This is a genomic window from Elioraea tepidiphila DSM 17972, assembly GCF_000378465.1.
GTDB classification, from domain to species: Bacteria; Pseudomonadota; Alphaproteobacteria; order Acetobacterales; family Acetobacteraceae; genus Elioraea; species Elioraea tepidiphila.
Genome location: NZ_KB899916.1, coordinates 1 through 25,385, shown reverse-complemented (window position 1 = coordinate 25,385; position 25,385 = coordinate 1). Strand labels below are relative to the sequence as shown.

The window sequence follows — 25,385 nt, the reverse complement described above, 5'->3', positions numbered from 1 at the left end:
CGGACGATGAGCGCGTTCGTCCTGCGCATCCGCACCGACGGCGCGGCCTTCATGGCGAGCCCGACCGCGGAGGTCGCGCGCATCCTGCGCGCCCTCGCGGAGGATCTCGACCGGCTCGGCTTCGCCGGCGCCTGGCCGCGCCCGCTGCACGACAGCGACGGCAACCGCGTCGGCCAGGCGGAGTTCGTCTCCACCCTGACCGAGGCCTGACCCTCCGCACCCACGCCGCCGCTCGCACACCGCGGGCGGCGGTGCTGCGTTCGGCGAGAACGCAATGTTATGAGCGCGCACTCAACTTGGCTGTGCGCCGCCCCAGCGCGAAGGGTCCGTCACGGCGAGGAATGGCCCTCGCCGTGATGGAGGTCCGAATGCCGCTGATCCGCATGACCGACGCGACCTACACTGCGCTCGCCCGCCTGGCGATCGGCACGTTCCGCCCGACCGGGCAGCGCCAGGCCGACGGCACCTGGCTGGTGCCGATCGAGCAGGACACCTGGGACGCGCTGCAGGCCAAGCGGCTGCCCGGCGAGACCGACGAGGACGTGATCCAGCGCGCGATCCATCAGCATCTCGGCCGTCGCCCGTCCTGATCGCCTGACCGCGCCGCCGCTTGCCGATCGCGGGCGGCGGTGTGATCGGCGCATCGTCCCATCCGCCTCTCGACTCTCGCCAGCAGCATCCTCGTCCATCACCGCGTGCGGCGGAGGCGGGCCCCATCGCGGCCTGCCGCGATGGGAACCGAGTGGCCGCCATGCCTGAGTTGACCCCGTCGACGCGTGAGGCGGCGCGCCGCATCGGCGTCACCGAGACCGCGCTGCGCAAGGCCGAAAGTGCCGGGCGCATCGTGCGCGAGCCGGACGGCCAGTGGGACATCGACAAGACCCGCCGCCGCCTGGTCGAGACCGCGGACCCGAGCCGCTCACCGCTGGCCGGCAGTGCGTCCGCGGACGGCACGCCGTTCGCGCGGCTGAAGGTCGCGCAGCTCGCGCTGAAGGTCGAGGCGCAGCGCCTCGCGCTCGACGAGAGCAAGCGCCGGCTGGTCGACGTCGCCGAGGCGGATGCGACGATCGATGAGGTCGCCGGGGCGATGCGCGATGCGCTGCTGAACTGGCCCGCGCGCGTGGCCGGCGTGATCGCGGCCGAGCTCGGCGTCGATCCGCACCTGCTGCAGACCATCCTGCAGCAGCACATCACCGAGTTGCTGACGGAGGCCGCCGATCGCTTCGATCCCCCAGGCCTCGGAGATCGGAGCGCGGAGCCGTGAGCATGTGCAGCGGCGCATGGGCGCGATGCTGCGCCCGCCGCCGCAGCTCACGGTCTCGGAGTGGGCCGAACGGCACCGCATCCTCGGCAGCCGCGCCTCGTCGGAACCGGGCCCCTGGCGCACCAGCCGCACGCCGTATCTGGGCGCGATCATGGACGCGCTCTCGGCGGTGCATCCCGCCCGCCGCGTGGTGTTCATGAAGGGGGCGCAGACGGGCGGCACGGAGGGGGGAAACAACTGGCTGGGCTACATCCTGCACCACGTGCCGGCACCCGTGCTGGCGGTGCAGCCGACCGTCGAGCTGGCGAAGCGGTTCTCGCGCCAGCGCATCAACCCGCTGATCGAGGAGACGCCGGTGCTGCGCGAGCGGGTCGCCCCGGCGCGCGCCCGCGACAGCGGCAACACGCTGCTCTCCAAGGAGTTCCCCGGCGGCATCCTGGTGATGACTGGGGCGAACAGCGCCGTGGGCCTGCGCTCGATGACGGCGCGGTTCCTGTTCCTCGACGAGATCGACGCCTATCCGGGCGACGTCGAGGGCGAGGGTGATCCGATCGCGCTCGCCGAGGCGCGGGCGCGCACCTTCGGCTGGCGGCGCAAGACCTTCCTGGTCTCGACGCCGACCATCGCCGGGCTGTCGCGCATCGAGCGCGAGTACCTCGCCTCCGACCAGCGCCGCTTCTTCGTGCCGTGCCCGCAGTGCGGGACGATGCAGGTCCTGACCTTCGAGCGGCTGCGGTGGGAGAAGGGAGAGCCGCGCTCGGTCGCGTATCGCTGCGAGACCTGCGACGGCGCGGTCGAGGAGCACCACAAGACGGCGATGCTCGCGCGCGGCGAGTGGCGCGCGACCGCCGTGGCTGAGGATCCGCACACGGTCGGCTTCCACATCTCGGCGCTCTACTCCCCGGTCGGGTGGCTGTCATGGGAGCAGATCGCGCGCGATTGGGAGGCCGCGCAGGGCAAGCCCGAGGATCTGAAGACGTTCAAGAACACAGTGCTGGGCGAGACCTGGCAGGAGAGCGGCGACGCGCCGGACTGGCAGCGGCTGTATGAGCGCCGCGAGGATTGGCCGATCGGCATCGTGCCGGCGGGCGCGCTGTTCCTCACCGCCGGCGCCGACGTGCAGCGCGACCGGATCGAGGTCTCGATCTGGGCCTGGGGGCGCGGCCTCGAGAGCTGGTTCGTCGATCACGTCATCATCGACGGGGGCCCCGATCGGGCTCCCATCGAACAGAGTTCGATGGGGTCCCGTCACGCCGGCACCTGGGCGAGCCTGACCGCGCTGCTCGGCCGCACCTGGTCGCACGCCAGCGGGGCACGGCTTGGATTGGCGAAGCTTGCCATCGACACCGGCTACGAGGCGCCGGCGGTGTATGCCTGGGCGCGCCGTGCCGGGCATGCCCAGGTGGTGCCGGTGAAGGGCGTGGACGGGTTCAACCGCGCCGCGCCGATCGTCGGGCCGAGCTACGTCGATGTGACCGAGGGCGGGCGCAAGCTGCGCCGCGGTGCGCGGCTCTGGACTGTCGCCGTCGCCACCTTCAAGAGCGAGACGTATCGCTTCCTGCGGCTCGGCCGTCCCACCGATGAGGAGATCGCGGCCGGGATCGTGTACCCGGCCGGCTACGTGCACCTGCCGCGCGGCATGGAAGCGGAGTGGGTGAAGCAGCTGGTGGCGGAGCAGCTGGTGAGCGTGCGCACCAAGCGCGGCTTCGCCCGGCTCGAGTGGCAGAAGCTGAGGGAGCGGAACGAGGTCCTCGACTGCCGCGTGTATGCGCGTGCTGCGGCGTGGATCGCCGGCGCCGACCGTTGGACCGAGGCGACCTGGCGTGATCTCGAAGCGCAGGTCGGGCTCCGGGCTCCCGTCGCGGCAAGCCGCGACGGGGACCCGTCATCGCGCTCGCGCGATGGGGACCCGGTCGCGCCCAGTGACGGCGATGACATGCCAGCACCAGTGGCATCCAAACAGCCGGATGCCGGCGATCCCGTGCCGCCCTCTGCCGGCATGCTCCGCCGTCGTGTGCTGCGCGGCCGGCGCGTGTTCACCCCGTCCTATCTGCGCTGAGGTGCTGCCGTGACGATCGAGCAGATGACGGCGCGGCGCGATGCACTGCTGGAGGCGCGCTGGCGCGGCGTGCGCACGGTCGACATCGACGGACGGCGCATCACCTACGCCACCGACACCGAGATGGCCGCCGCGATCGCCGACCTGGAGCGCCGCATCGCGGATGCGTCCGCAGGCGCGCGGCGCCGCATCGTCCGCACCGCCGCGAGCAAGGGGCTCTGAGCGATCGTGCTCGCCACACTCTCGCGCTGGCGCCGGCGCGTCGGCGCGCTGCTCGGCGGGTTCGAGGCAGGCGAGGCGACCCGCCGGCTGCGTCACTTCCAGCCCAGCCGCGCGCATCTCAACACGCTGATTGCCGCCGCCGGCGCAGACATCACCGCGCGCGCGCGCTGGCTGGTGCGCAACAACGGCTACGCCAGCAACGCCATCGAGTCCTGGGCCGGGAACGTCGTCGGCAACGGCATCAAGCCGTCCTCGCTGATCACCGACAGCGCGCTCAAGGCCACGGTCCAGCGGCTCTGGCTGGACTGGACCGACGAGAGCGACGCGGAGGGCTTCACCGACTTCTACGGCCAGCAGCGCCGTGCGGCGCGCGAGGTGTTCATCGCCGGCGAGGTGTTCCTGCGCTTCCGCCCGCGCCGGCCGGAGGACGGGCTCGCGGTGCCGCTGCAGATCCAGATGCTGCCCGCGGAGATGCTGCCGCTGCACCGTAACGAGCGGACAGCCAACGGCACCATCCGCCAGGGCATCGAGTTCGACCGGATCGGCCGCAGGGTGGCGTACCACTTCCTGCGCCGCCACCCCGGCGACGTGACGGACCCGGGAGTCTCGGGCGAGACCGTGCGCGTGCCGGCCGCGGAGGTGATCCACGTGATCGACCCGGTCGATGCCGGACAGCTGCGCGGCATCTCCCGGTTCGCCCCGGGGATCGTGAAGCTGTTCCTGCTCGACCAGTACGACGACGCCGAGCTCGACCGGAAGAAGGTCGCGGCGATGCACGCGCTGTTCATCACTACGCCCGCACCGGCCGAGCCGTTCGACATCGCCGAGAGCGATGGCGCGGACGGCGAGCGGACCATGGACCTGCAGCCGGGCCAGGTGGTGATGCTGGAGCCCGGCGAGGAGATCCAGACCTCCGCGCCGGCGGACGTGGGTCAGACCTACGAGCCGTTCCAGTACCGCACGCTCCTTCAGGTCTCGGCGGCTCTGGGGGTTCCCTACGCCTACCTCTCCAACGACATGCTGAAGGCGAACTATTCGAACTCGCGGCTCGCCTTGCTCGAGTTCCGCCGGCGCATCGAGGCGTACCAGCACGCGGTGATGGTGTGGCAGATCTGCCGGCGCGTCTGGGCGCGCTGGATGGACGTCGCCGTGCTCTCGGGTGCGCTGCCGATCCCGGACTACGAGCGGAACCGGCGGGAGTACGTCGCCTGCGCCTGGCTGCCGCCGCGCTGGGACTGGGTGGATCCGCTGAAGGACGCGCGCGCGGAGATCGAGCAGATCATCGCCGGGCTGAAGAGCCGCACCCAGGCGCTCGCCGAGCGCGGCTACGACGCCGAGCAGGTGGATGCCGAGATCGCCGCCGACCGCGCGCGCGAGCAGAAGCTCGGGCTCGTGTTCAACGGCATGCCGCCGGCCGGCGGTGAGACCACCACCGAGGAGGACGCTACGGCTGCAACGCCCGCATGACCGCCTGCGGGTCGCGATCGATCGCCATCAGCAGCGCGCGCGCCGGCCCTTCCGGCACCCGCCGGCCCTGCTCCCAGTTGCGCAGCGTGTGCGGGCTGATGTGGAACGCCTTGGCGAAGCGGTCCTGCGACAGCCCGGTCTTGGCGCGGATGGTTGCGACGTCGAGGGGACGCAGCATCCGCACCCGCCCCGTGCGCAGCCCGGCCTTCAAGTCGACGTCGCCGGTGACCGTGCGATCCGCCCGGGCATGACGGGCGATCTCCCTCTCGGTCGTGGCCGCGATCCGCTTGCGGTCCACGCGCGCCCGCCGGCGCGCCTCCTCACTCGACAGCTTCACGATAGGCATCGCGTTCTCTCCGGTTCGCGAGACGGGCGGAGATGATCCGGCGCGCCGCGCTGCGCCAAGTGTAGACGACGAACAGGACGTCCTCGTCAGCCTGCCCGATCGCCAGGATGCGTCGCTCGCCGTAGTCCTGCCGCACGTCGTCCCATTCGAGCGTGGGACCGTCGAAGATCAAGGCGGCATAGGCGAAATCGAAGCCGCGCTCGCGGAGGTTCGCCTCGCTCTTCGCTTCGTCCCACTCGAACACGGCAGATATCTAAGCCAATGACTGACCTAAGTCAACGGCGGAGTCCCCTGTCCGCCTCTCGTGCCGAGGTCCCATGACATCCCTGCAGACGGCGCTCATCCGGCTCACCAGCCGGCCGCTGGCGATCGCGCCGCGCGCACTCGAGACGCTGCTCGCGGCGAGCCGCGTTGCCCTCGTGCCGCAGAGCAGCGAAACGACGCGCGGTCGCGGCTACGCCGTCAGCGATGCCGGCATCGCGGTGGTACCGGTGCTCGGCCCGCTGGTCGCGCGTGGCGACTGGCTGACCGAGTTGTTCGGCGCGTCCGTCTATGGCGCGGTCGAGGAGGCGGTCGAGGCCGCGCTGGCCGATCCGTCGGTGCGCGGCGTGGTGATGGAGATCGACTCCCCCGGCGGCGAGGTCGCCGGCATGTTCGATCTGGCCGACCGTCTCACCTCGCTGCGCGGCTCCGTGGGCAAGCCGCTCTGGGCCGTGGCGAGCGAGAGCGCGACCTCGGCGGCCTATGCGATCGCCAGCACGGCGGAGCGCATCTACGTCACCCGGACCGGCGAGGTCGGGTCGATCGGTGTGGTCGCCGCGCACGTCGATCAGAGCGGTGCCGATGCCAAGGCGGGTCTGGCGTGGACGTTCATCCACGCCGGCGCGCGCAAGGTCGACGGCAACCCGCACGAGCCTCTCTCCGATCCGGCCCGTGCGGCGATTAAGGCGGACGTGGATGCTCTATACGGCGAGCTTGTCGGCCTGGTCGCGCGCAATCGCAACCTGACGCCCGAGGCGGTGCGGGCAACGGAGGCGGCGATCTATCGCGGCCGTGCGGGCATCTCCGCGGGTCTCGCTGATCGCATCGGCACCGTCGAGACCGCACTCGCGGACATGACCACCACGCTCGCGGCTCCGCCGAGCCGGCGCAGCGCCACCACGCGGGACCCCATCGCGGCGTGCCGCGATGGGACCCGCCAGACCCCTTCGAGGAGAGTGACGATGACCCATCCGGTCGAACCCGACGACGCACCCACGGCACAGACGCAGGACCAGCCGCCGCAGGAGACGCAGGAGGCGATTCCTCCTGTTACGACGGCGCCCGATGATGCCGCCGCACGTGCCGCGGCCGCGGAGATCGCCGAGGTGGCGGCGCAGGCCGCACGGCTCGGCGTCACGGTCGATGCAGCGGACGCGATCCGCCGTGGCATCGCCGCCCACGCGCTGCGCCGCTCGGTCCTCGACACGCTTACCTCGCGCGCCGAGGCGAGCGCGGTGATCGCCGCCGCACCCAAGCCGGGCAGTGCCGACGAAAGCCCGATCGTCCGGCGTGCGCGCGAGCGCGCCGCCGCAGCACGCAGCTGATCAGGAGACCCAACCCATGCCCGTTCTGACCAAGGATCCGACGCTCGGCGACCTGCTGAAGTACGAGCTCAACGGCAACTACACCCGCGAGGTCGTGACCCTGAAGGGCGGCACCAACTATCCGCTCGGTGCCGTGCTCGGCAGGATCACCGCCTCCGGCATCTACCGCTTCTCGCCCGCCGCCACGGTGACCGGTGACGAGGGGGCGGAGACCGCGGTCGCGGTGCTGATCGAGCCGGTCGATGCCACGGCCGGCGACCGTAGCGGCCTCGTGGTCGCGCGTGGCCCGGCGATCGTCTCGAAGGGCGCGCTGGTGTTCGACGCCTCGGTCGACCAGCCCGCCGAGATCGCCGCCAAGCACGCCGAGCTCAGCGCCGCCGGCGTCGTCCCGCGCGACACCGCGTAGCCCAGCCCGCTCCGACCCGATCACCAGCGGCGCCCTCGTGGCGCCGCTTCTGTTTTCCCGCACAGGAGGCCGACCGATGGTCGCCATCATCAATCCGTTCGACGCCGGGGGGTACTCGCTCGCCGAGATGACCCAGGCCATCAATATCCTGCCCAACGTCTACACCCGCCTCGGGCAGATGGGCCTGTTCCGCTTCGACGGCGTCACCCAGCGCTCGGTGATCATCGAGCAGGCCGAGGGCGTGCTGAACCTGCTCCCCACCGTGCCGCTCGGCGGGCCGGCCACGGTCGCCAACCGCGACCTCCGCTCGATGCGCTCCTTCACCGTGCCCTGGATCCCGCACGACGACGTCATCACCCCCCAGGACATCCAGGGCGTGCGCGGCTTCGGTGTGGCCGATGCGGCCGATCCGCTCGCCACCGTGATGGAGCGCAAGCTCACCCGCATGCGGGTGAAGCACGCGCAGACGCGCGAGTACATGGAGGTCAACGCGCTGCGCGGCATCGTCAAGGACGGCGCCGGGGTGACGCTCTACAACTACTTCACCGAGTTCGGCCTGACCCAGCTCGAGGTGGACTTCCTGCTCGGCACCGCGACGACCAGCGTGCAGGCCAAGGTGCGGACGCTGCTGCGGCTGGTCGAGGAGGAGCTGAAGGGCGAGACCATGACGGGCGTGCACGCGCTCGTCAGCCCCGAGTTCTTCGACAAGCTGATCGGCCACGCCAAGGTCGAGGAGGCGTACAAGTACTACGCCTCGACCGGAGCCCAACCGCTGCGCGAGGACACCCGCCGGCGCTTCCCGTTCTCCGGCGTGGTGTTCGAGGAGTACAACGCGACCGTGACGCTCTCCACGGGCGGCACCGAGAAGCTGGTGCCGGCGAGCGAGGGGATCGCGTTCCCGCTCGGCACGCTCGACACCTTCGTCACCTATGGCGCGCCGGCGAACCTGATCGAGACCGTGAACACGATGGGGCTGCCGATCTATGCGCGCCAGTTGCCGCGGCGCGACGGCTCGGGGATCGACGTCAAGACCGAGGCCTCGATCCTGCCGATCAACAAGCGGCCGCGCCTGGCGGTGCGAATCTTCTCCTCGAACTGAGGTGGGCGTCTTTGCTGCGGCGCTCGGCGACATCCTCGCCGACCCGCATGTTGGGGTGGATGCGGAGTGGCGCCAGGGCGGCGCAGGCCCAGCCGTCGCCGTGCGCGTGGTGCGGTCGTTGCCCGACCGGGTGGCGACCGCCTTCGACACCGCCGTGGTCCAGGCCACCGACGTGCTGACGGTCGCGGTGGCGGACCTCCCCGACCTCGCCGCGGGCGACAGCTTCGCCCTTGGTCCCGACACCCTCGTCGTCACCCACGCCGAGCGCGATGCGATCGGCGTGGCGTGGCGCGTGTACTGCCGGAGAGAGCCATGAGCCGACCCGATCCGCGCAAGAGCCGCGGCTTCCGCAACCGCAATCCCGGCAACATCGAGCACAGCCCGGCGAACAAATGGCTCGGGCTCGATGATCCACCGAGCGATGGCCGGTTCTGCCGCTTCGTCTCGCACGAGCACGGCATCCGCGCGCTGGCGGTGCTGCTGCAGGCCTACCAGGACCGGCACGGACTCCGCACGGTGCGCGCGATCATCGGCCGCTACGCGCCGGGCCATGAGAACCCGACGGACGCCTACGTCACCGCGGTGGCGCGCCGGATGGGGGTGGGGCGCGACGCGGTGATCGACGTGCACGACCCGGCGACCATGCGGGCGCTGGTCGAGGCGATCATCAGCGTCGAGCTCGGCGGCCAGCCCTATGACGACGCCACCCTCACCGAGGGGCTACGCATGGCCGGGCTGGTGCAGCCGGGCCTCGCGCACAGCGGCACGGCGAAGGCGGCGGCTGGCACAGCGGCTGCCGCGCTCGGCACCACGGCGGTGCTCGAGGCCGCGGCGGCCATCGCGCCGCACGCGGAGGGTATCGCCGCCATCCTGCGCGCGCTCGGCCCCTGGACCGTGGCGTGCGCGGTCGCTGCCGTCGCTGCCTGGTTCCTCTGGCAGCGCTGGCGCCGGCAACGGCGGATCGCCCTGTGATCTGGGCGCTGCTCGGCCGGTTCTGGCGTGAGTTCTCGGCGCTCGCGGCGGCCGTCGCCGCCGTGGGCACGATCTACCTGAAGGGCCGGCGTGACGCCGCGCGCGACGCCGAACGTGCTGCGCTGAGGCGCGAGGCGGAAGCCAGGGAGAAGGCCGATGCGGAAGCGGCTCGCTATCGCGGCGACGGTGCTGCTCGCCGGCTGCGCGACGGCCGGTTCTGACGGGCCCATCTGCCCCGCGCTCGTGCCGTACTCCCCGGCGATGCAGCAGCGTGCCGCCGACGAGCTTGCCGCACTGCCCCCTGACTCTGTGCTCGCGCGCATGATCGAGGACTACGGCGAGTTGCGCGCACGCATCCGCGGAACATGCGGGACATGACCGAGACCAACATCGCGCTGCTCAGCCGGCTGGTTGAGAGCAGCCCGGTCATCGTCCTGGTCTGCTTCTTCTTCATCGGCCTGCTGCTGCGCTGGCACTACCGCATGGAGGAGCGGCTCACGCAGAAGGACGCGCAGATCATCGCCCTGCAGCGCGAGACCCTGCAGGCCATGCACGACGTCCGTGACGCAGTGCGGGATCTCTCCAGCGCGCTGCGCGGTCCTCGCTGATGCGGCTCGCTGCCGCGGTCGCGGGCAGCCTGGCCACGATCCTCGCGGCAGAGGTCCGCGCGGGCGAGCGTGCCGTCACGCGCGGTGTGCGCAGTGAGACCGATCGGCTGAAACGCGAGCTGCGCGAACAGGTGGTCTCCGCCTTCGGTACTCGCGGCCGCGGCATCGCCAATGCCTGGCGCTCGCGCGTGTTCCCCGAGACCGGCGAGAGCCTGAACGCGGCCGGCCTGGTCTGGAGCAAGGTGCCCACCATCATCCATATCATCCATGCCTTCGAGCACGGCGCGCTGATCCGTGCCCGTGGCGGCCGGTTCTTGGCGATCCCGACCGGCTTCAACGCCGTGGGTGGTCGGCGGGGCCGAGCCAGTGGTGGCCTGCGCGTCACGCCGCAGCAGATGGTGGCGAGCCGGCAGGCCTTCCTGCTTCCGTTCCGCTCCCGCCGGGGCTTCGTCTGGTGCCTGCCGGTCCGGCGTGGCGAGCGTATTGGCCGCCGCCGCGCACCGCTGATCGCCGGCGGGCTCGCTGCGGTCGCCACCGCCCGGCGCCGTGGCGCTGCCGCGTGGCAGGCCGAGCTGCTGCGCCAGGGCTTCGTACCGATGTTCCTGCTCGTGCCCCAGGTGCAGCTCACCAGGCGGCTCGACGTGCGCGGTGCCGCCGAGCGGGCGCTCGCGCGCCTGCCGGCGGCGATCGTGCGGGAGTGGGAGGTGATCGCGCCATGACGGACCGGTTCTCGCCGCGTGTCTGCCTCGCGGTTCTCGCTGGCGGCGTTGCGCTGAGCTGGCTCGTCGCCTTCGTCGCCCTCGCGGTGTTCCACGAGCTCGGACGCTGGGCTGCCGAGGTGCTTGGATGGCTGTGAGCAGCCGCGAGGCGGCGGTCGCCGCGCTGCACGCCGCCATCTCGACCGCACTCGCGTCGCGGTCGCCTGCACCGCAGGTGCTGCGGGGCGAGACCGTGCCGCAGCGCATCGCCCCCGGCGGGCTGGTGATGATCCAGGACGGCGAGACGGTCGAGGAGACCGCGATCCTCTCACCGCTGCGCTGGCAGGTGCGTCACGTCGCCGAGATCGTGGTCGCAGCGCCTGGAGCATCGCCCGAGGCGCGCGCCGCATTGCTCGACGCGCTGCTCGTGGACGTCGCCGATGCGATCGCCGCGGATCGCACGCTCGGCGGCGCGGTCGAGTGGGCGCAGCCCGAGAGCCCCTCCTTCGATGACCTCGAGTTCGAAGGGGCCGCTGCCGTGCGCGCTGCCTCCATCCCCGTCTCGCTCTGGTTCACCACCGGCGAGACGCCGCTCTCCTGACCATCGGAGGTTCCTATGCCGCGTGCCATCGGCGCGAACAGCAAGCTGCACATGGCCGTCGAGGCGGCGTACGGCGCGCCGCCCTCCGGCGACTGGCGGCTCATGCCGTTCGTCTCCTGCGACCTCGGCGCCGAGCAGCCCTTTATCGATGCCGACGTGATCGGCCTCGCCCCCAACCGCGACGTCGCCCCGCCGTTCCGCGACATCGTCACCGTGCAGGGCCAGGCCGTGGTGCCCGTGGACCTCGAGTTCATCGGCGACTGGCTGCGGTTGCTCCTTGGGCCGCCCACGACGACTGGCGTCACTCCTGATTTCCTGCACGTGTTCGGCAGTGGCGTGGCATCGCTGCCCTCCAACAGCATCGAACTCGCCTATCCGGACGTGCCGAACTTCGACGTGATCGCCGGCGTGCGCGCGGACACCTTCGAGATCGACTTCTCCCCCTCCGGTGCCGCCACCGCGACCTTCGGCCTGATCGGCCAGGGCTCGACACGCTCTGGCTCCTCGTCGGCAGGTACACCCACCACGCGTGCCTACACCGCGTTCAACAAGGCGCAGGGTGCGATCAAGCGCAACGGTGCGGCACTGGCGCAGATCACCGGCGGTTCGCTCACCTTCGCCAACGGCATCGAGGTCGTGCGCACGATCCGAAACGACCTCAGGATCGAGGGTGCCGATCCCGGCCTCGCGCGCGCCACCGGCCAGGTCACCAACCGCTTCGCCGACACGCTGCTGCTCGACGACGCCACCGGCACTGCCGCGATCGAGCTCGAGTTCGAGTACCGCATCAGCGACACGCGCCGGCTTACCGTCACCCTGCACGAGGCCTATCTCTCGCTCGCCAAGACGCCGATCCAGGGACCGGTAGGAGTGCAGGCGACCTTCGACCTCCGCGCCGCCTACAATGCCACCGCCGGGCGCATGATGACGGTCACGCTGAGGAACGGCGTCGAGAGCTACGGGTGACGATCATTCGGTTCGGCGGATCGTCCGTTGTGGACGCTCCTTCCGCCACGCGGCGAAGGCCTCACGGATGCGGGCCATCAGCTTGGGCGGCAGCGCGCCATAGACGACCGAGCTGCTCCCCGGTGTGACGGGACGCAGGTCCGGCCCCGGCCACGCGAACACATTGAATTCAGAGACGACGACCCAACAGGCCTCCTCCTGCAACCCGAGCCGGGCTCGTGTCGCTGGCGGGATTTCGACCGCCGCGCGTGGATCATCCGGCGCGGAGGAGGTGATCGGAATGACCGCAACCTCGTGGTGATCATCGGCGACGCGCACCAGCGCCACGACGGCCGCGGGCCGATCCTTCGAGGCCTCCTCGCGGCCGGACTCCTGCTCGTGACTCCAGAGGTAGGCGTAACGGATGACGTCGCCGACGGCCGGCAGTGCCAACCTAGCGGATCTCGTCGTCAAACCGCTTGCTCCCCCTGGGCGGCCTTGCAGTGAGGATCGCGTCGACCAGTTCCTGTGGGGCGTCCTCGGTCCGGTAGACCTGCCGGTCGCGCCGCTTCAGCCGCTCGTACTCCTCGACCGAGATCATCACGACACGTGGCCGGCCATTGCGGGTGACCGCCACAGGCTGGGTCAGGGCCTTGTCCTGATAGAGGCCGAAGTTCCGCTGCGCCTCGGCCGCCGGGACCTTGAGCATGGGCTCGGGCATCGGTGGGTATCCTTGGTTTCCGCAAGATACATAACCCATGGAGGGCCGACTTTCCATGCTCACCCTCGACCTTCCCTGCGAGCCGGTCTGGCTTGACCTGCCTTCGGGCGTGCGGCTGCGCGTGCGGCCGATCGATCGGATCGTGCGGGCGGCGGCCGAGGGCGCGGCGCTCGACAAGGCCAAGCAGGCGCTGGCAGAGGCAGGCGCGCCGGAGGACTCGCCGGCGTTCAAGACGCTGTACCTGCTTATCCTCTCCCGACTCCTTGCGCGCCACGCGGTGCTGGCGTGGGAGGGCGTGGGCGACCCAGACGGTGCGCCGCTCGCGGTCACGCCGGAAGCCCTCGATGCGCTGCTGGACCGCGACGACATGCTCCTCGCCTTCTGGGACCGCGTCGTGAACCGGTCCGACCCGGTGGACACGGAGGGAAACGGCTGAAGGCTCGCGCCGCCTGGCACTGCGGCGGCGGGCCTGAATACTGCCGCGGCTGTGACGCGACCGGGCGCGACTGCTTCACGCGTTGTCCCTACGCGCAGCATGCGCCCACGACGATCGAGGGCGCTTCGTGCTGGCAGGCGGCGATGCTCTGCCTCGTCTCTGGCTTCGCTGGCCCTCATCTCGACGTCCCCGCCGCGCTGCGCATCGCCGAGAGCCTCGGCGCGGACACGCGGGTCGCCGTGACCCTGCTCGGGATGATCCGCGAGGGCATGGACGAGGGCTTCGCGACGATGCGGAAGGGAACCCCGCATGACTGACGCGGTGCGGCGTCTGTCGATCCGGCTGTCGCTGGTGGACGGCGGGATCGTCGAGCGGCAGCTGCGCGACGTCGGGCGCGCGGGCGACGAGTCCCTGGGCCGGATCCGCGACAGCGCCCAGGGTGCCTCGCGCGCGCTCGACCTGCTGGACTTCGCCCGCCGTGCTGCGGGGGCGCTCGCGCTCGGCCAGGCGGTGCGCTCGCTGGTCTCGGCCGGCGACGCCTATACCGCCTCGCTCGGGCGGCTCACGCAGGCCACGGGCAGCATCGAGCGCGCCCGCGACCTCTACGAGACGCTCTACCGCAACGCCTTGCAGACCGGCGTGGCGGTCACCGAGAGCGTGGACGCGTTCCAGCGCTTCGCGATCGCGGCGCGGGCGATCGGCGCAACCAGCGACCAGGTGGCGCAGCTCGTCGGCGGGTTGCAGCGCGCGGCGATCGTCGGCGGGTCCTCGGCGCAGGAGATCGGCAGTGCGACCTTGCAGCTCGCGCAGGCGCTGGCCTCTGGGCGCTTGCAGGGCGACGAGCTGCGCGCGGTGCTGGAAGCGATGCCGCTGCTCGCCGAGGCGCTGGCGGCGGAGCTCGGCGTCTCGGTCGGGCAGCTGCGCGAGCTCGGCTCCGAGGGTGCGCTCACGGCCGAGCGCATCTTCCCGGCCCTGCTGCGCGCGAGCGAGCGGCTCAATGCGGAGTTCGAGCGCGCGCCGCTGACGCTTGGCCGGGCATTCGGCCAGCTCGAGGCGGCGGCGGGATACTTCCTCGCCCAGCTCGACCAGGCGGTCGGGCTGACCTCGGCGCTGGCGCAGGGCATCTCGGGCGCGGCACAGGCCCTCGACCGAGTGCGCGGCGGCGTGGGTCTGCTCTCGCCCTCGGAGGTGCTGGAGGACCGGCGGCGCCAGGCGCAGGCGCTTGCGGGGGAGATCGCGCGGCTGGAGGCAGGCGAGTTCCTTCCCCCGGCACGCCGCGGCACGATCCAGCGTGGCGCAGTGGCGACCGCGATGGGCCAGACGGGCGTGGGGCCGCAGCAGCGCCTCGCCGAGCTGCGCCAGCAGTACATCGGCCTGCTCGCGGAGATCGAGCTTGCCGAGCGCGACGCGGCGCTGCGCGGCATCGAGGAGCGCGAGCGGGCCGAGGAGCGTGCACTTCAGTCCCGGCGCGAGCGGGCCGCACGCGAGATCGCCGAGCTGACCCAGGACGTCGACCGGCGTGCCCGCATCGAGCAGCAGTACGCCGAGCGGGTCCGGGTTCTGAACGAGGCGCTCTCGGCAGGGGCAATCGACGCGGCGGAGCGCGATCGTCTTGCTGCCCTGGCGACACGCGAGCGCGAGGCCGCCTTGGCACGCCTCGAGCCGCGCGAGCGGGCGGTGACGCGCGCGGTGCGGGAAAGCACCGAGGCGGAGCGCGAGCGCCAGGCGGTCACGCGCGAGGTCGAGCGGCTGATCCGCAGCACCGAGACCGCCTACGAGGCGTATCAGCGCCGGCTCGAGGAGCTCGGCCGGCTGGCGGAACGCGCCGAGCGCGGCGGCCTGCCAGCCGGGGTGACGCAGGAGCAGTTCAACGCGGCGATCCAGCGCGAGGCGGAAGCCGCGCTCAGGGCGCTGAGCGAGGCGGAGGATCGCACCCGCGAGGCGCGCGAGGCGGCACGCGAGCTCGGCTTCGCGTTCAGCAGCGCGTTCGAGGACGCGATCGTGCGCGGCGAGCGGCTTTCGGGCGTGCTGCAGGGGCTGGCGCAGGACGTCGCGCGCATCATCGCCCGGCGCACCATCACCGAGCCGCTCGGCGGGGCGCTCAGCAGCCTGATCGGCAGCGTCTTCGAGGGGTTCTCGTTCGGCTCGATCTTCTCCGGGATCGGTGGGCTGTTCCGCGCCGAGGGCGGGCCGGTGGTGGCCGGGCGGCCCTACGTGGTCGGCGAGCGTGGTCCGGAGTGGTTCGTGCCGCGCCAGAGCGGGGTGGTGCTGCCGAACGGCACGGCGCCGGGGGGCGTGGTGATCAACACCTCGGTCGCGATCGATGCGCGCGGTGCCGATGCGGGCGTCGAGGCGCGGCTGCGCCTGATGGCCGGGCAGATCGCGCGCCAGGCCTCGGCGCTGACCTTGGATGCGATCCGCCGCGGCGGTGCTGCCTACGACACGGTTCGCGCATGACGGAATATGCCTGGCCGGAGCTGCTGCGGCCGTCGCGGCTGGTGTTCTACCTCCAGCACAACACGCTGCGCTTCGTCTCCCCGCTCACGCGCTCGACCCAGGCGCTGCGGCGCGAGGGCGCGCGCTGGGTGGCGGAGGCGACCTTCGATCCGCTTGATCGCGTGCGCGCGGGCGTGCTGGAGGGGTTGCTCGCGTCGCTCGCCGGTTCGGTGAACACGGTGCGGATCTGGGACTGGCGGCGCGAGGTCCGCAGCGGCGATCCGCGCATCCAGGGCGACGTGCCGCCGGGGCCCTATTCGTTCGACGACCAGACGCTGTTCACCGACGGCACCGGGCTGATCGTCGGCTCCGGCAATCCGTCGCTCGCTGCCGGCGCGCTGCGCGGCGCGCTCGGCATCGAGACCCAGGGCTGGTATCCGGACGCGGTCGCGCTCGCCGCCGGCGATCATCTCGGCCTGGCCGGGCGGCTCTACATGGCGACAGAGAAGGTGATCGCGTCGGGCACCGGCACGGCGACGATCCCGCTCGCGCCGCCGCTGCGCGCCGACCTGCCGGCGGACACCGCGCTGGTGCTGACGAAGCCGACGGTGCCGATGCGGCTGGTCTCGGACGACGAGGCGGCGAACCCGACCCGGCCTGGCCGCTTCACCGCGATCACGATCCGCCTCGAGGAGTCGCTGCCGTGACTCGTCTCTCGCCCCAGGCAGCCGCCTCGGCCGCGGCGCCGGAGGTCGCGCCCGTCATCCTGTGCGAGCTCGACTTCGCCTCCGGTCCGTTCCGGGTCTGGTCGGGCCTCGGCCCGCTCGCCTGGGCCGGCATGATCTTCGACGGCTTGGGCACGCTCGGCGCGGTGAGCGAGATCGAGGAAACCGCCGAGCTGCGCGCGGTGCGTGTCACGCTGGTGCTCTCGCCGGTGCCGCAGGACGTGGTGGATATCGCTCTCGCCGAGCAGGGCTACCGGCTGCGTCCCGCGCGGCTGTGGGGCGCGCTGCTCGACGCGCACGGCGCGCTCGCCGCCGAGCCGTTCCGGCTCTGGGCCGGGCTGATGGACACCATGGAGGTGGTGGACGGCGCCGAGCCGCGCGTCTCGCTCGCCTGCGAGAGCCGGCTGGTGGATCTCGAACGCGCCGAGGTGCGGCGCTACACCGATGCCGACCAGCAGGCCGAGTTCCCGGGCGACCGCTTCTTCGAGTTCGTCCCCGCGTTGCAGGAGGCGGAGATCCGCCTGCCGAGCAGCTGATGCGACATCCCTGCTGGGCGACGCGGCTGGCGGCGCTGCTGTCGGGTGCGGAGGCGCGTCCGTTCGATCCGCCGCGCTGGACCTGCGCCGCCTTCGCGCTCGCCGCCGTCGAGGCGGTGACGGGGGTGCGGCCATCGTTCCGCGTCCTGCCGTCGCTCGCAGCCTCCGCCGACAGCGCGGGCTTCCCGCGCATCGCGCCGCTGTTCGCGCGCGCGGGCGATATCGCCCTGGCGGGCGACCCGCCGCGCTTGGGCGTCGTCGCCGATGCCGGGCGCGTCGCCTTCGTCGGCCCGCGCGGCCTGGTGCGCGAGCCCATCACCACCTGCACGCTTGCCTGGAGGATCGGGTAGTGCCCGCTGCGGTGCCGATCATCGCCGTGGTGGCGGCGGGCGCTGTCTCGGCTGCCGTGGGCGGAGGCATCATCGGCGCGCTCGCCGCTGCCGGCACCGCGATCGTGGTCAGCGCGATCGGCCGCTCGGTGCTCCCCCCGCCGAAGCCGAAGCTGCCCGCGCTCAACCTCGCCGCCCCCGGTGCCGGGCGCACCCAGTCGCTGCGCCAGCCGATCACCGAGCACCGCATCGTGCTCGGCCGCGCCAAGGTCTCCGGGCCGATCGTGTTCCTGCACTCCGCCACCGACGACGAGGGGCGCGCGTTCGGCTTCTTCCACATGGTCGTGGTGCTGGCCGCACACCGAGTGCGCGCGATCGGCACCGCCTATCTCGGCGACAAGCCCGAGACCGACGCCAGCTTCGCCGGCTTGGTGCGGATCGACCGCCATCTCGGCGATCCCGACCAGGCAGCGGATGCGAACCTGCTCGCCGAGATCCCCGACAGATGGACCGCCGCGCACCGCGGCCGTGGCCGCGCCTATCTCGCGGTGCGGCTGAAGCTGAAGGCAGCCGTGTTCCCCGCCGGCCCGCCCAACATCAGCGCGATCGTCGACGGCGCCGACACCATCCTCGATCCGCGCATCGGCGCAACCGGCTGGTCGGACAACGCCGCCCTCTGCCTCGCCTGGTACCTCACGGCGCCATTCGGCTGGCGCGCCGCCTGGTCGGACATCGACCTGCCGTCGCTGATCGCCGCGGCGAACGTCTGCGACGAGCTGGTCGGCACGCGGGCGGGCGTGCACGAGCGGCGCTACACCGTGAACGGCACGCTCTCGCTCGCCGAGGGCAAGATCGAGATCACCCGCAAGCTGGTCGCGGCGATGGCGGGCGCCCTGGTGGTCTCGGGCGGGCGGTTCTTCATCCATGCCGGCGCGCCGGCGCTGCCTGCCGCGACGCTGCGCGGGGACGACCTCCGTGGCGACGTCACGATCGCGAGCGCGCGGCCGCGACGGGATCTCTTCAACGGCGTGCGCGCGGTCTACGTCGATCCGGCGAAGACCTGGCAGCCCACGGACGCGCCGCCGCTGCTGGCGTCGAACTACGTCGCCGAGGATGGCGGCGAGGCGATCTTCCGTGACCTCGAGTTCCCGCTCACCACCTCGGTCAGCACGGTGCAGCGGCTGATGAAGATCGAGCTCGAGCGCAACCGCCGCCAGCGCTCCGTGGCGTTCCCGGCCAGGCCCTCGGCGCTGCGGCTGCGCCCCTGGGACGGGGTGACGGTGGCGCTCGACCGCGTGCCGTCGTTTCCCGCCCGCGTGACCGGCTGGTCGCTCGCGCCCAAGGGCGGGGTCGATCTGGCACTCGCCGAGGAGGATCCCTCCGTCTGGGACTGGGACGCGAGCGTGGACGAGCGCGCGGCCGGCGACAGCCCGAGCGTGGTGCTGCCCAACCCGGGCGTGATCGCCGCGCCGGCGTCCATCATCGTCGCAACGCCGCAGGCGGTCTCGTTCGTATCCCTCGCGGCCTCCTGGGGCGCCGTCGGCTCGGCGTATCTCGCGGGCTACGAGCTCGAGGTCCAGCCGCAGGGCAACGTGCTCTGGCAGGGCTTCGCGTCCGGGCTGACGGCCACCAGCGCGACCGTGCCGACGAACGTGCCGACCGCCTTCCGCGTGCGGGCGCGCTCGACCAGCGGTGCGGTCTCTGGCTGGCGCACGGCCGGGATTCCCGGCCTCGTCGCGTCGCCCTCCGCGGATGGGATTGCGGGCGGCATTCGCATCGACGGCGGGTTCCCGGCCGATGCCGCGACGCTCCAGGTGTTCGAGGCAACGTCCGACGATCTCGCTGCGGCCGTGAAGCTGCCCGAGGAGCCGACCGCGCTGCCGTTCGATCGCACCGGCCTCGGGACCAGCGACGAGCGCTGGTACTGGCTCCGCTCGGTCTCGGCCGAGGGCAACGTCTCGGGCTTCGCCGGGCCGGTCAGCGCGACCGCACTCTGAGGAGAGGATATGCCCGCGCGCATCGACGACATCCTCGTGCTCGACCAGAACACGTCGAAGACCGGGCTCGCCAAGTATCTGCGCGACCGCGAGCACCCCACGCCCGCGGACTTCGGCGGCATCGGCGATGGCGTCGCCGACGACACCGCCGCCGTGCAGGCCTGCTTCGACCGCGCCGCCGCCGACGGCAAGATCGCCCTGATCCCCAAGGGCATCTGGAACGTCGCGTCTGGGGTGCTGCTCGGTGGCACCGCACGCGGCCTGATCATGCACGGCGCGCTGCGCTACACCGGCGCCGCGCCGGCCACCGTGCTCACGCTCGGCGATGGCGGGGCGACGCGCAACGGCGGGAAGCTCTGGACCGGGCTCGACGTGATCCGCGCGGTGCAGAGTGACTGGTCCTCCGAGCTCGACATCGGCATCCTGCTGCGCAACTTCGACGCCTCGCACATCGAGGTGCGGCGGGCGCAGGGCTTCACCATCGGCGTGCGCACACTCGGCGACGGCCGCGGCTGCGAGGACAGCACGCTGCATCTCGGCCGCCTGGTGGACAACCGCATCGGCCTCGACATAAGCTGCGCCACCGACACCGCCTGGAACAACGCGATCCGCTACCTCGGCGGGCACGTCGCGAACTCTTCCGGCGTCAATGCCGGCAGTGATCGCTTCGGCGTGCGGCTCTCCGCCGAGCCCGGCGCCTACCTCAACCACAACCACCACGTCTTCGAGGGGCCGAACTTCGAGCTCGCCCAGGCTGGCGCGAACGTGGCGATCCCGTTCCTCAACGAGACCTCCGGCTCGGCGGTGATCGCGCGCAGCGTGCGCATGGAGGCCTGCTCGCCGCTGGTCGCACGCCACACTGCCGGCGCGACCGAGTGCCACTACGACGTCGCCTGGGCAAGCCAGGGCTATGCCGTCGGCATCGACTACGCCGCCACGGCGACGCGGGCGGGCAATGCGGTGGTGACACGCTACCGCGCCGCCGCGACGCGCCACGTCCGCCTGCTCGCGGCGGTGCCGAGCCTGCGCAGCGCCGCCTATCGCGAGAGCGCCACCGATATCGGCGTCGAAGGCCTCGCCGTCGTCTCGACGGGCACCACCGCGGCCACCACGCTGGCGGGCGTCTCCTTCGCCGGGCTGAGCGGCCTCACGCCGACCGCGAACGGGCTGCTGCTCAACGCCAATCGCGGCCTCGCCTTCGTCGTCGATGCCTCCCAGGCGAGGGAGTTCGCGCTGGCGCACTGGCTCGTGGGCGGCGCCGATGGCGGGCGGCTGTTCGTGCGCTGCTTCGATGCGGGCAAGACCCTGCTCACCGACGCCGATGCGCGGGTGCTCGCCTCCGGTGCCACCATGACCTGGAACAGCGCCGCCAAGGCGTGGATGGCCGGCGCCGGCATGGCGGACGCCTCGCTCAACCGGCGCCAGTCGGTGCGGGTGATCGGCGGCAGCGTCGCGTTCGCGCAGATCGGCATCGTCGGCTTCGACGGCCAGATCGAGCTCGAGGCGCTGCGCCTCTACGGCCTGCCGGACACCGCACCCGCCGTGCTCGCCGGGCCGACCCACGGCTGGGGGCGGCGCGAGATCCCGTTCTCAGCCGCCTACGATCCGCCGGGCCTCGGCGCCGGTGCGTCGCACCAGACCAATATCGCCGTCGCTGGCGCGGTGCCTGGTGACGCCGTGCAGGTCGGGTTCTCCGTCGCCAGCACCGCCGTCGTCTTCCTCGGCACCATCGGCGCCTCCGGCACCGTCACCGCCGTCGCCTGGAACCGCAGCGGCAGCTCCGTCGATCTCGGCGCCGGCACCCTGTTCGGGCAGGTCGTCAAGCCAAGGCCCGTCTGACCGGTCCCACGCCAGCGCCAGCCGCGCGGCAAAGGCCCCGCCGGCCGTCCGCCTCGGGCGTGCCGGCGGGGCCTTTCGCGCGTTCGGGTGCAACGCACGCCCCGAAGGGGACACTCTGATCGCCGAACGACGATCTATACGCCGGGGCCAGCGGACGGCACGGCATAGTCCGGATGGCGAGCACGCCAATCGCGGTACGCCGCTACCTCGCGCTCCAAATCAAACGGCTCCGTAGGCGTTCCGCTCTCGTCGATCAACCCGGCCTCGAGAAGCGCCACGACCACGTGCCAGTGGCGATCGATGGCCGCGTCGGTCGCAGGGTCTGACGGGCAGTGTTCCGCGTACTGCCAGGCGCAGATCCCACGCGCCACCGCTTCCACGTCGCCTGGCGATGCATTCATCGTTGAACCCTGGGCCGACACGAGCCATCTGCGCCAGCTTCGAAACAGAGGTGTATCCCATGTATGATCCTCGAACACTGCTGCGTCTCTTCGAAGAATGCGCTCGTCGTTGCATTACCGGGAAACACAATCGCTCAACCACTTCTACTGCCACGCATGAATCACAAAAGGCTGAGTCGGATCGCCTGTAAAACGTACGATTGCCGATCGTCTGACTCTACCGCGCTCAGCAAGCAACACTTGGGTTTGCACTGTAAACGCGCGACCGAACAACTCTGGAAGATCACCAGCCGTCAGGGGTCGATCACCGCGATCCGCGACTATTGTTCGGACTGCAGCCCGGTCGCCGTCGACCATGGCGAGGAGCACCAGTTCCGGTGCTGTGCGCGCGTCGGGTCGCTCCGCATGGCCGTGAACGGTGACAAGGTCTGCCAAAGCGTCAAACCATTCATCTCGCATATGCATGACAAGACGCAGCTCATCGATCGATCTGAGCCACCCATTCCGGGGCTGGACGTTTGATCCGACGGCCGCGTAATCATCACGCTCTGCGCCGCCAAAGCGGCGAAGATCATCAGGATCACGCCAGTCCTCAAGAGCCGCAAGAATCCGGTCAGCGGCCGATCGATCCGACGTGATCAGCGTGATCAGGCGTTCCAGCAGGTTGCGATCAGAGACGTTCAAGTCGACTTTGCCGCGCTCATCCTGAACCGCAACCACCACATTGAACTCGCCAACACGCACCTCAATCGGGCTGCCGTCGATCGGAGCATACTGCGCCTGCGCCGGATCAAGCATACGTTGCAGCACGATATGAACAGCGCCATCCGCAGCGATCATGGCCTGCGCACGTCGAACCTCTTGTCGCGCCATGACGTATTCAGATGCCGACAGTTTGAGGCCAAGATGCGCAATCACGGCGAGGATCATGACTAGCCAGACCGCAACGATCAGCGCTGAGCCTCGTTGCCGTTGATTTCGTCTCGCCGCCGTTTCAGCGGCGCCGCGTGGCACCTGAAGAGCCACGGAGAACCTCACGCAACTCATTCGTGACCTCCCGGAGATCGGCCGGCGAGCGGACAATGCGAGGGGTGAGCAGCACGATCAGGTCGGTCCGAGCCCCCACATCGGTCTTCACGCCAAACAGATTGCCAATGATCGGGATGTCCTGAAGGATCGGTATGCCCGAGTTGCCATCCGTCCGGCGATCGCGGATCAACCCGGCCAGGGCAATGGTCTCTCCGCTGGCCACGCTCACCGAACTCGCGAACTTGCGCTGCTGGATCGTCGGCGAGTCGATTCCCGATGACGTCGTGCGGACAACATCGCTGATCTCCTGGCTGATATCCAAGCGCACGAAGCCCGTTTCGTTGGCACGCGGTGTGACGCGGAGGATTACGCCGGTGTCACGGAACTGAATGGTGTTCACGATCGGTGCCCCGGGGTTGAGAATGCTCACCGCCGACTGCGTGGCCACCGGAACCTGATCGCCCACTTGGAGCGAAGCAGTCTGGTTGTTGGTGACGAGCAGCTTGGGAGAGGAGACAACGTTGACGCGGGTGACAGCCTCCAATGCGTTCAGCACCGCGCGCAGGTCGGAACCGCCGAGAAGGAGGGAGAAGCCTGGAAAGCGGCTGTCCACCAAGCCCGTCGCAGCTTCGCTCAGGACGCCGCGAAAGTCGCCCTGTTGCAGAAACCATTGTACGCCGTATCGCAGGTCGTTTGTCAGAGTCACCTCTGCCACGACCGCCTCGATCAGGACCTGCATCGGTGGTGAGTCCAGCCGTGCGATCGCACTCTCGATTAGGCGGTAATCGCGCGGTGTCGCACGGATCAACAGCGCGTTGTTGGTTTCGTCAGCGATGATGCGCGGCACCATGTCCGCCATGCCACGGGCAGGATCACCGACGGGCGCCAAGCTGGGCTCGGCAGGGAACTCCCCCTCCAACCCTGGATCGGGTGTGGGGGAGGGTCGAATGCCGGGTTGTGGAATCGAGGCAGGCGCCCGTGGCTCGCCGACGGGTGGCAGCGGAGAGGGTGCCATGCCGGGCGGTCCTCCTGGCAGAGCCGGCTCGGGAGCGAACTCTGCACCCGCGCCTGCGATCATGGAACGCCGGACCCCAGGCTGCGCGCCGCCGACATCAAAGAGGCGCGAGAGCACCCCCGCCAAGTCTGACGCGCGCCCATGCTGTACGTTGTAGATGAAGAGGCGGACCTCGGTCGCCTCCGCAGCCTGGTCCAGCCGATCGACCCATTGCGCCACCTCACGCAAGATCTGGCCGCGACGGGCAACCGCAAGCACGGCGTTCAAGCGGCTGAGCGGGATAAACCTGAGCGGGGCACCGGCCCCACGACGCGGCTGCGCACCGTAGATGCTTTCAAGCTCGCGAACGAGCACACGAGCATCCACCGAACGAGGGTAGAATACCGCCAGCGAGGCTCCCGCGAGAGCATCGACATCCAACGTGGCGACGAGCTCTGCCGCGGCATCGACATCGCGCTGTGTGCCGGAGACGAGCAACGCCGCGCGACCCGGAACAGGACGCAGAACGACGTCTTGGGGCAGCAGGGCCTGCGCTGCCTGGATCACTTCGGTCGGCGCGATGTGGTCGAGCTGAAGCGCTCGGACGATCAAGCCCCCTTGCGGCTGCCCCGGTCTGTCCATCACGGCGCCACGCCTTGTCACCTCGGGGAGTGGCGCCGCTGTGATGGCTTCGCCGGTGCGCATCAGGCCGACACCATGGATCCTCAACACCTCTTCCAGGAGCGGAATCACGGCGTCACGCCGAAGTGGCCGGTTGGTCTGCAGGGTGATCTGGCCCTGAATCCGCGGATCGATCGCCACGTTGAGTCGGAGCGTGTCACCAAGGACCGCGCGAACCACATCCCGGATTTCCGTGTTCACGAAGTTCAGCGAGATATCGCCCCCCGGCCCGGCCTCAACCGCGGGCGAGGTGGGCTGTGCGGCGGGCATGGTGAAAAACTCGGCAGGACGGGCAGGGCGCAGCGCCTGGACAGAGACGCGTCCCGGCAGGGTAACGCTCGGTGCCGAAGGTGCCGTAAGGCTGGCGGTGGGTGGTGGCTGCGGCAGCTGAGCCGCCTCCTGGGCAGCCATCGGAGGTTCCGTCGCCCGGCAACCAAGGACAAGCAGCAGGCCGGCCGTCATCAGTCCAAGACGTAGATCCGGCACTCGCACCGCTCCTTCAACGCCCCCCTCCAAGCCGGCTCGCCGGAATACCGGGTGCTCGGTCACTGGCCGGGGCCGACAGCCGACGCCGGCCGAGGACCAATGATCCAGGGAGGCGTAGCCGAACGGTCAGCCTCGGCCGATGTTGGGCCGGCAGATTGCTGCGGTGCCGGTGCGGCGGCGGACGCCGCGCTCGTCCCGTGATCATCCGGGCCATAGCAGCCCGTTGACGAATGCGGCGCGGCCTGATTCTGACACCTGGGGCAGGCGGCGGCAGGTGTCGGATGGCGCTGGGGCGGCAGCGGGATCGACAGTCGGAGATGCTGGTGGCGTGGTCGGAGATGCCACGCTCACCGGGACATGCGTTCTACGACCGGCTGCAGGTCGAACTCGTCGCGGCCGGGTTCGACGGCTTCGTCGAGGGGCTGTGCGCGGCGCACTACGCGGAGCGGCGCGGCCGTCCCTCGCTGCCGCCGGGGCGCTACTTCCGCATGCTGCTCGTCGG

The 25,385-nt window shown here is 70.9% G+C and carries 31 protein-coding genes; 25 read left to right on the top strand and 6 right to left on the bottom strand.

What is annotated here, in order from left to right; translation table 11 throughout:
* Nucleotides 1–6: 6 nt before the first annotated feature.
* The 6 genes from F563_RS0106925 to F563_RS0106900 all read left to right on the top strand — a co-directional run bounded on the left by F563_RS0106925 (nucleotide 7) and on the right by F563_RS0106900 (nucleotide 5,012).
* A complete protein-coding gene (locus F563_RS0106925) occupies nucleotides 7–210 on the top strand; it encodes a hypothetical protein (RefSeq protein WP_019013929.1) in 204 nt (67 codons plus the stop codon).
* Between the two features lie 158 nt (nucleotides 211–368).
* Entirely contained in the window at nucleotides 369–590 is a 222-nt protein-coding gene (locus tag F563_RS0106920; RefSeq protein WP_156825093.1) for a hypothetical protein, read from the top strand.
* A 161-nt stretch (nucleotides 591–751) separates the two neighbouring features.
* Nucleotides 752–1,264, top strand: coding sequence for a hypothetical protein (locus F563_RS21860; protein WP_019013927.1), 513 nt, complete (start codon nucleotides 752–754; stop codon nucleotides 1,262–1,264).
* A 16-nt stretch (nucleotides 1,265–1,280) separates the two neighbouring features.
* On the top strand, nucleotides 1,281–3,323 hold the full coding sequence (locus F563_RS0106910) for a terminase gpA endonuclease subunit (RefSeq protein WP_019013926.1): 2,043 nt from the start codon (nucleotides 1,281–1,283) through the stop codon (nucleotides 3,321–3,323).
* 9 nt (nucleotides 3,324–3,332) lie between these two features.
* Nucleotides 3,333–3,545, top strand: coding sequence for a phage head-tail joining protein (locus tag F563_RS0106905; protein ID WP_019013925.1), 213 nt, complete (start codon nucleotides 3,333–3,335; stop codon nucleotides 3,543–3,545).
* Between the two features lie 6 nt (nucleotides 3,546–3,551).
* Nucleotides 3,552–5,012: a phage portal protein gene (locus F563_RS0106900; RefSeq protein WP_019013924.1), complete on the top strand. Its 1,461-nt coding sequence runs from the start codon at nucleotides 3,552–3,554 to the stop codon at nucleotides 5,010–5,012.
* Here F563_RS0106900 and F563_RS21855 read toward each other — a convergent pair.
* A complete protein-coding gene (locus tag F563_RS21855; RefSeq protein WP_245557106.1) occupies nucleotides 4,990–5,358 on the bottom strand; it encodes a helix-turn-helix domain-containing protein in 369 nt (122 codons plus the stop codon). The two genes, F563_RS0106900 and F563_RS21855, sit on opposite strands and share 23 nt — an antisense overlap.
* Entirely contained in the window at nucleotides 5,333–5,602 is a 270-nt protein-coding gene (locus F563_RS0106890; RefSeq protein ID WP_019013922.1) for a BrnT family toxin, read from the bottom strand. Before F563_RS0106890 ends, F563_RS21855 begins: the two co-directional genes overlap by 26 nt.
* Before the next feature lie 73 nt (nucleotides 5,603–5,675).
* On the opposite strand from F563_RS0106890, the gene F563_RS0106885 reads away from it, so the two are divergent.
* The 11 genes from F563_RS0106885 to F563_RS0106835 all read left to right on the top strand — a co-directional run bounded on the left by F563_RS0106885 (nucleotide 5,676) and on the right by F563_RS0106835 (nucleotide 12,294).
* Complete coding sequence (locus F563_RS0106885; RefSeq protein WP_019013921.1) at nucleotides 5,676–6,944, top strand: S49 family peptidase; 1,269 nt, start codon at nucleotides 5,676–5,678, stop codon at nucleotides 6,942–6,944.
* A gap of 16 nt (nucleotides 6,945–6,960) precedes the next feature.
* Nucleotides 6,961–7,350 carry a head decoration protein gene (locus F563_RS0106880; RefSeq protein ID WP_019013920.1) on the top strand — a complete coding sequence of 130 codons (390 nt, stop codon included), beginning with the start codon at nucleotides 6,961–6,963 and terminating at the stop codon, nucleotides 7,348–7,350.
* A gap of 76 nt (nucleotides 7,351–7,426) precedes the next feature.
* Nucleotides 7,427–8,449, top strand: coding sequence for a major capsid protein (locus tag F563_RS0106875; protein WP_019013919.1), 1,023 nt, complete (start codon nucleotides 7,427–7,429; stop codon nucleotides 8,447–8,449).
* A 1-nt stretch (nucleotide 8,450) separates the two neighbouring features.
* The gene (locus F563_RS0106870; RefSeq protein ID WP_019013918.1) at nucleotides 8,451–8,765 is read left to right on the top strand and encodes a head-tail joining protein; all 315 of its coding nucleotides are present in this window, start codon (nucleotides 8,451–8,453) and stop codon (nucleotides 8,763–8,765) included.
* On the top strand, nucleotides 8,762–9,421 hold the full coding sequence (locus F563_RS0106865; protein WP_019013917.1) for a structural protein: 660 nt from the start codon (nucleotides 8,762–8,764) through the stop codon (nucleotides 9,419–9,421). The genes F563_RS0106870 and F563_RS0106865 overlap by 4 nt, the downstream gene beginning before the upstream one ends.
* Complete coding sequence (locus F563_RS0106860) at nucleotides 9,418–9,642, top strand: hypothetical protein (protein ID WP_019013916.1); 225 nt, start codon at nucleotides 9,418–9,420, stop codon at nucleotides 9,640–9,642. Before F563_RS0106865 ends, F563_RS0106860 begins: the two co-directional genes overlap by 4 nt.
* 144 nt (nucleotides 9,643–9,786) lie before the next feature.
* A complete protein-coding gene (locus F563_RS0106855) occupies nucleotides 9,787–10,029 on the top strand; it encodes a hypothetical protein (protein ID WP_026299387.1) in 243 nt (80 codons plus the stop codon).
* Nucleotides 10,029–10,748: a DUF6441 family protein gene (locus F563_RS0106850; protein WP_019013914.1), complete on the top strand. Its 720-nt coding sequence runs from the start codon at nucleotides 10,029–10,031 to the stop codon at nucleotides 10,746–10,748. Before F563_RS0106855 ends, F563_RS0106850 begins: the two co-directional genes overlap by 1 nt.
* Nucleotides 10,745–10,885 (top strand): hypothetical protein, encoded by a 141-nt coding sequence (locus tag F563_RS24720; RefSeq protein ID WP_019013913.1) that lies wholly within the window; start codon nucleotides 10,745–10,747, stop codon nucleotides 10,883–10,885. The genes F563_RS0106850 and F563_RS24720 overlap by 4 nt, the downstream gene beginning before the upstream one ends.
* The gene (locus F563_RS0106840; RefSeq protein ID WP_019013912.1) at nucleotides 10,876–11,328 is read left to right on the top strand and encodes a hypothetical protein; all 453 of its coding nucleotides are present in this window, start codon (nucleotides 10,876–10,878) and stop codon (nucleotides 11,326–11,328) included. The genes F563_RS24720 and F563_RS0106840 overlap by 10 nt, the downstream gene beginning before the upstream one ends.
* A 15-nt stretch (nucleotides 11,329–11,343) precedes the next feature.
* Nucleotides 11,344–12,294 (top strand): phage tail tube protein, encoded by a 951-nt coding sequence (locus F563_RS0106835; RefSeq protein ID WP_019013911.1) that lies wholly within the window; start codon nucleotides 11,344–11,346, stop codon nucleotides 12,292–12,294.
* 3 nt (nucleotides 12,295–12,297) lie between these two features.
* Here F563_RS0106835 and F563_RS21850 read toward each other — a convergent pair whose 3' ends face one another.
* Together F563_RS21850 and F563_RS0106825 are read right to left on the bottom strand one after the other, a co-directional pair.
* Complete coding sequence (locus F563_RS21850; protein WP_019013910.1) at nucleotides 12,298–12,726, bottom strand: type II toxin-antitoxin system PemK/MazF family toxin; 429 nt, start codon at nucleotides 12,724–12,726, stop codon at nucleotides 12,298–12,300.
* 1 nt (nucleotide 12,727) lies between these two features.
* Nucleotides 12,728–12,994 carry a type II toxin-antitoxin system Phd/YefM family antitoxin gene (locus tag F563_RS0106825; protein ID WP_019013909.1) on the bottom strand — a complete coding sequence of 89 codons (267 nt, stop codon included), beginning with the start codon at nucleotides 12,992–12,994 and terminating at the stop codon, nucleotides 12,728–12,730.
* A 55-nt stretch (nucleotides 12,995–13,049) separates the two neighbouring features.
* Between F563_RS0106825 and F563_RS0106820 the strand changes: the two genes are divergently transcribed.
* The 8 genes from F563_RS0106820 (at nucleotide 13,050) to F563_RS0106785 (ending at nucleotide 21,292) form a co-directional block, all read left to right on the top strand.
* Entirely contained in the window at nucleotides 13,050–13,430 is a 381-nt protein-coding gene (locus F563_RS0106820) for a hypothetical protein (RefSeq protein ID WP_019013908.1), read from the top strand.
* Between the two features lie 143 nt (nucleotides 13,431–13,573).
* Nucleotides 13,574–13,747: a hypothetical protein gene (locus F563_RS24715; protein ID WP_019013907.1), complete on the top strand. Its 174-nt coding sequence runs from the start codon at nucleotides 13,574–13,576 to the stop codon at nucleotides 13,745–13,747.
* Nucleotides 13,740–15,887: a tape measure protein gene (locus F563_RS0106810; RefSeq protein ID WP_019013906.1), complete on the top strand. Its 2,148-nt coding sequence runs from the start codon at nucleotides 13,740–13,742 to the stop codon at nucleotides 15,885–15,887. Before F563_RS24715 ends, F563_RS0106810 begins: the two co-directional genes overlap by 8 nt.
* Nucleotides 15,884–16,573, top strand: coding sequence for a hypothetical protein (locus tag F563_RS0106805; protein ID WP_019013905.1), 690 nt, complete (start codon nucleotides 15,884–15,886; stop codon nucleotides 16,571–16,573). Before F563_RS0106810 ends, F563_RS0106805 begins: the two co-directional genes overlap by 4 nt.
* Entirely contained in the window at nucleotides 16,570–17,127 is a 558-nt protein-coding gene (locus tag F563_RS0106800) for a hypothetical protein (RefSeq protein WP_019013904.1), read from the top strand. The genes F563_RS0106805 and F563_RS0106800 overlap by 4 nt, the downstream gene beginning before the upstream one ends.
* Nucleotides 17,127–17,477: a DUF6950 family protein gene (locus tag F563_RS0106795; protein WP_019013903.1), complete on the top strand. Its 351-nt coding sequence runs from the start codon at nucleotides 17,127–17,129 to the stop codon at nucleotides 17,475–17,477. Before F563_RS0106800 ends, F563_RS0106795 begins: the two co-directional genes overlap by 1 nt.
* Complete coding sequence (locus F563_RS0106790; protein ID WP_019013902.1) at nucleotides 17,477–19,453, top strand: phage tail protein; 1,977 nt, start codon at nucleotides 17,477–17,479, stop codon at nucleotides 19,451–19,453. The genes F563_RS0106795 and F563_RS0106790 overlap by 1 nt, the downstream gene beginning before the upstream one ends.
* A 9-nt stretch (nucleotides 19,454–19,462) precedes the next feature.
* Nucleotides 19,463–21,292, top strand: a complete 1,830-nt coding sequence (locus F563_RS0106785) for a hypothetical protein (protein WP_019013901.1) — start codon at nucleotides 19,463–19,465, stop codon at nucleotides 21,290–21,292.
* A 545-nt stretch (nucleotides 21,293–21,837) separates the two neighbouring features.
* Here F563_RS0106785 and F563_RS24345 read toward each other — a convergent pair.
* Both F563_RS24345 and gspD read right to left on the bottom strand, forming a co-directional pair.
* Nucleotides 21,838–22,719 (bottom strand): type II secretion system minor pseudopilin, encoded by an 882-nt coding sequence (locus tag F563_RS24345; RefSeq protein ID WP_162140578.1) that lies wholly within the window; start codon nucleotides 22,717–22,719, stop codon nucleotides 21,838–21,840.
* Nucleotides 22,688–24,808, bottom strand: a complete 2,121-nt coding sequence (gspD, locus tag F563_RS21845) for a type II secretion system secretin GspD (protein ID WP_162140577.1) — start codon at nucleotides 24,806–24,808, stop codon at nucleotides 22,688–22,690. Before gspD ends, F563_RS24345 begins: the two co-directional genes overlap by 32 nt.
* Between the last annotated feature and the right edge of the window lie 577 nt (nucleotides 24,809–25,385).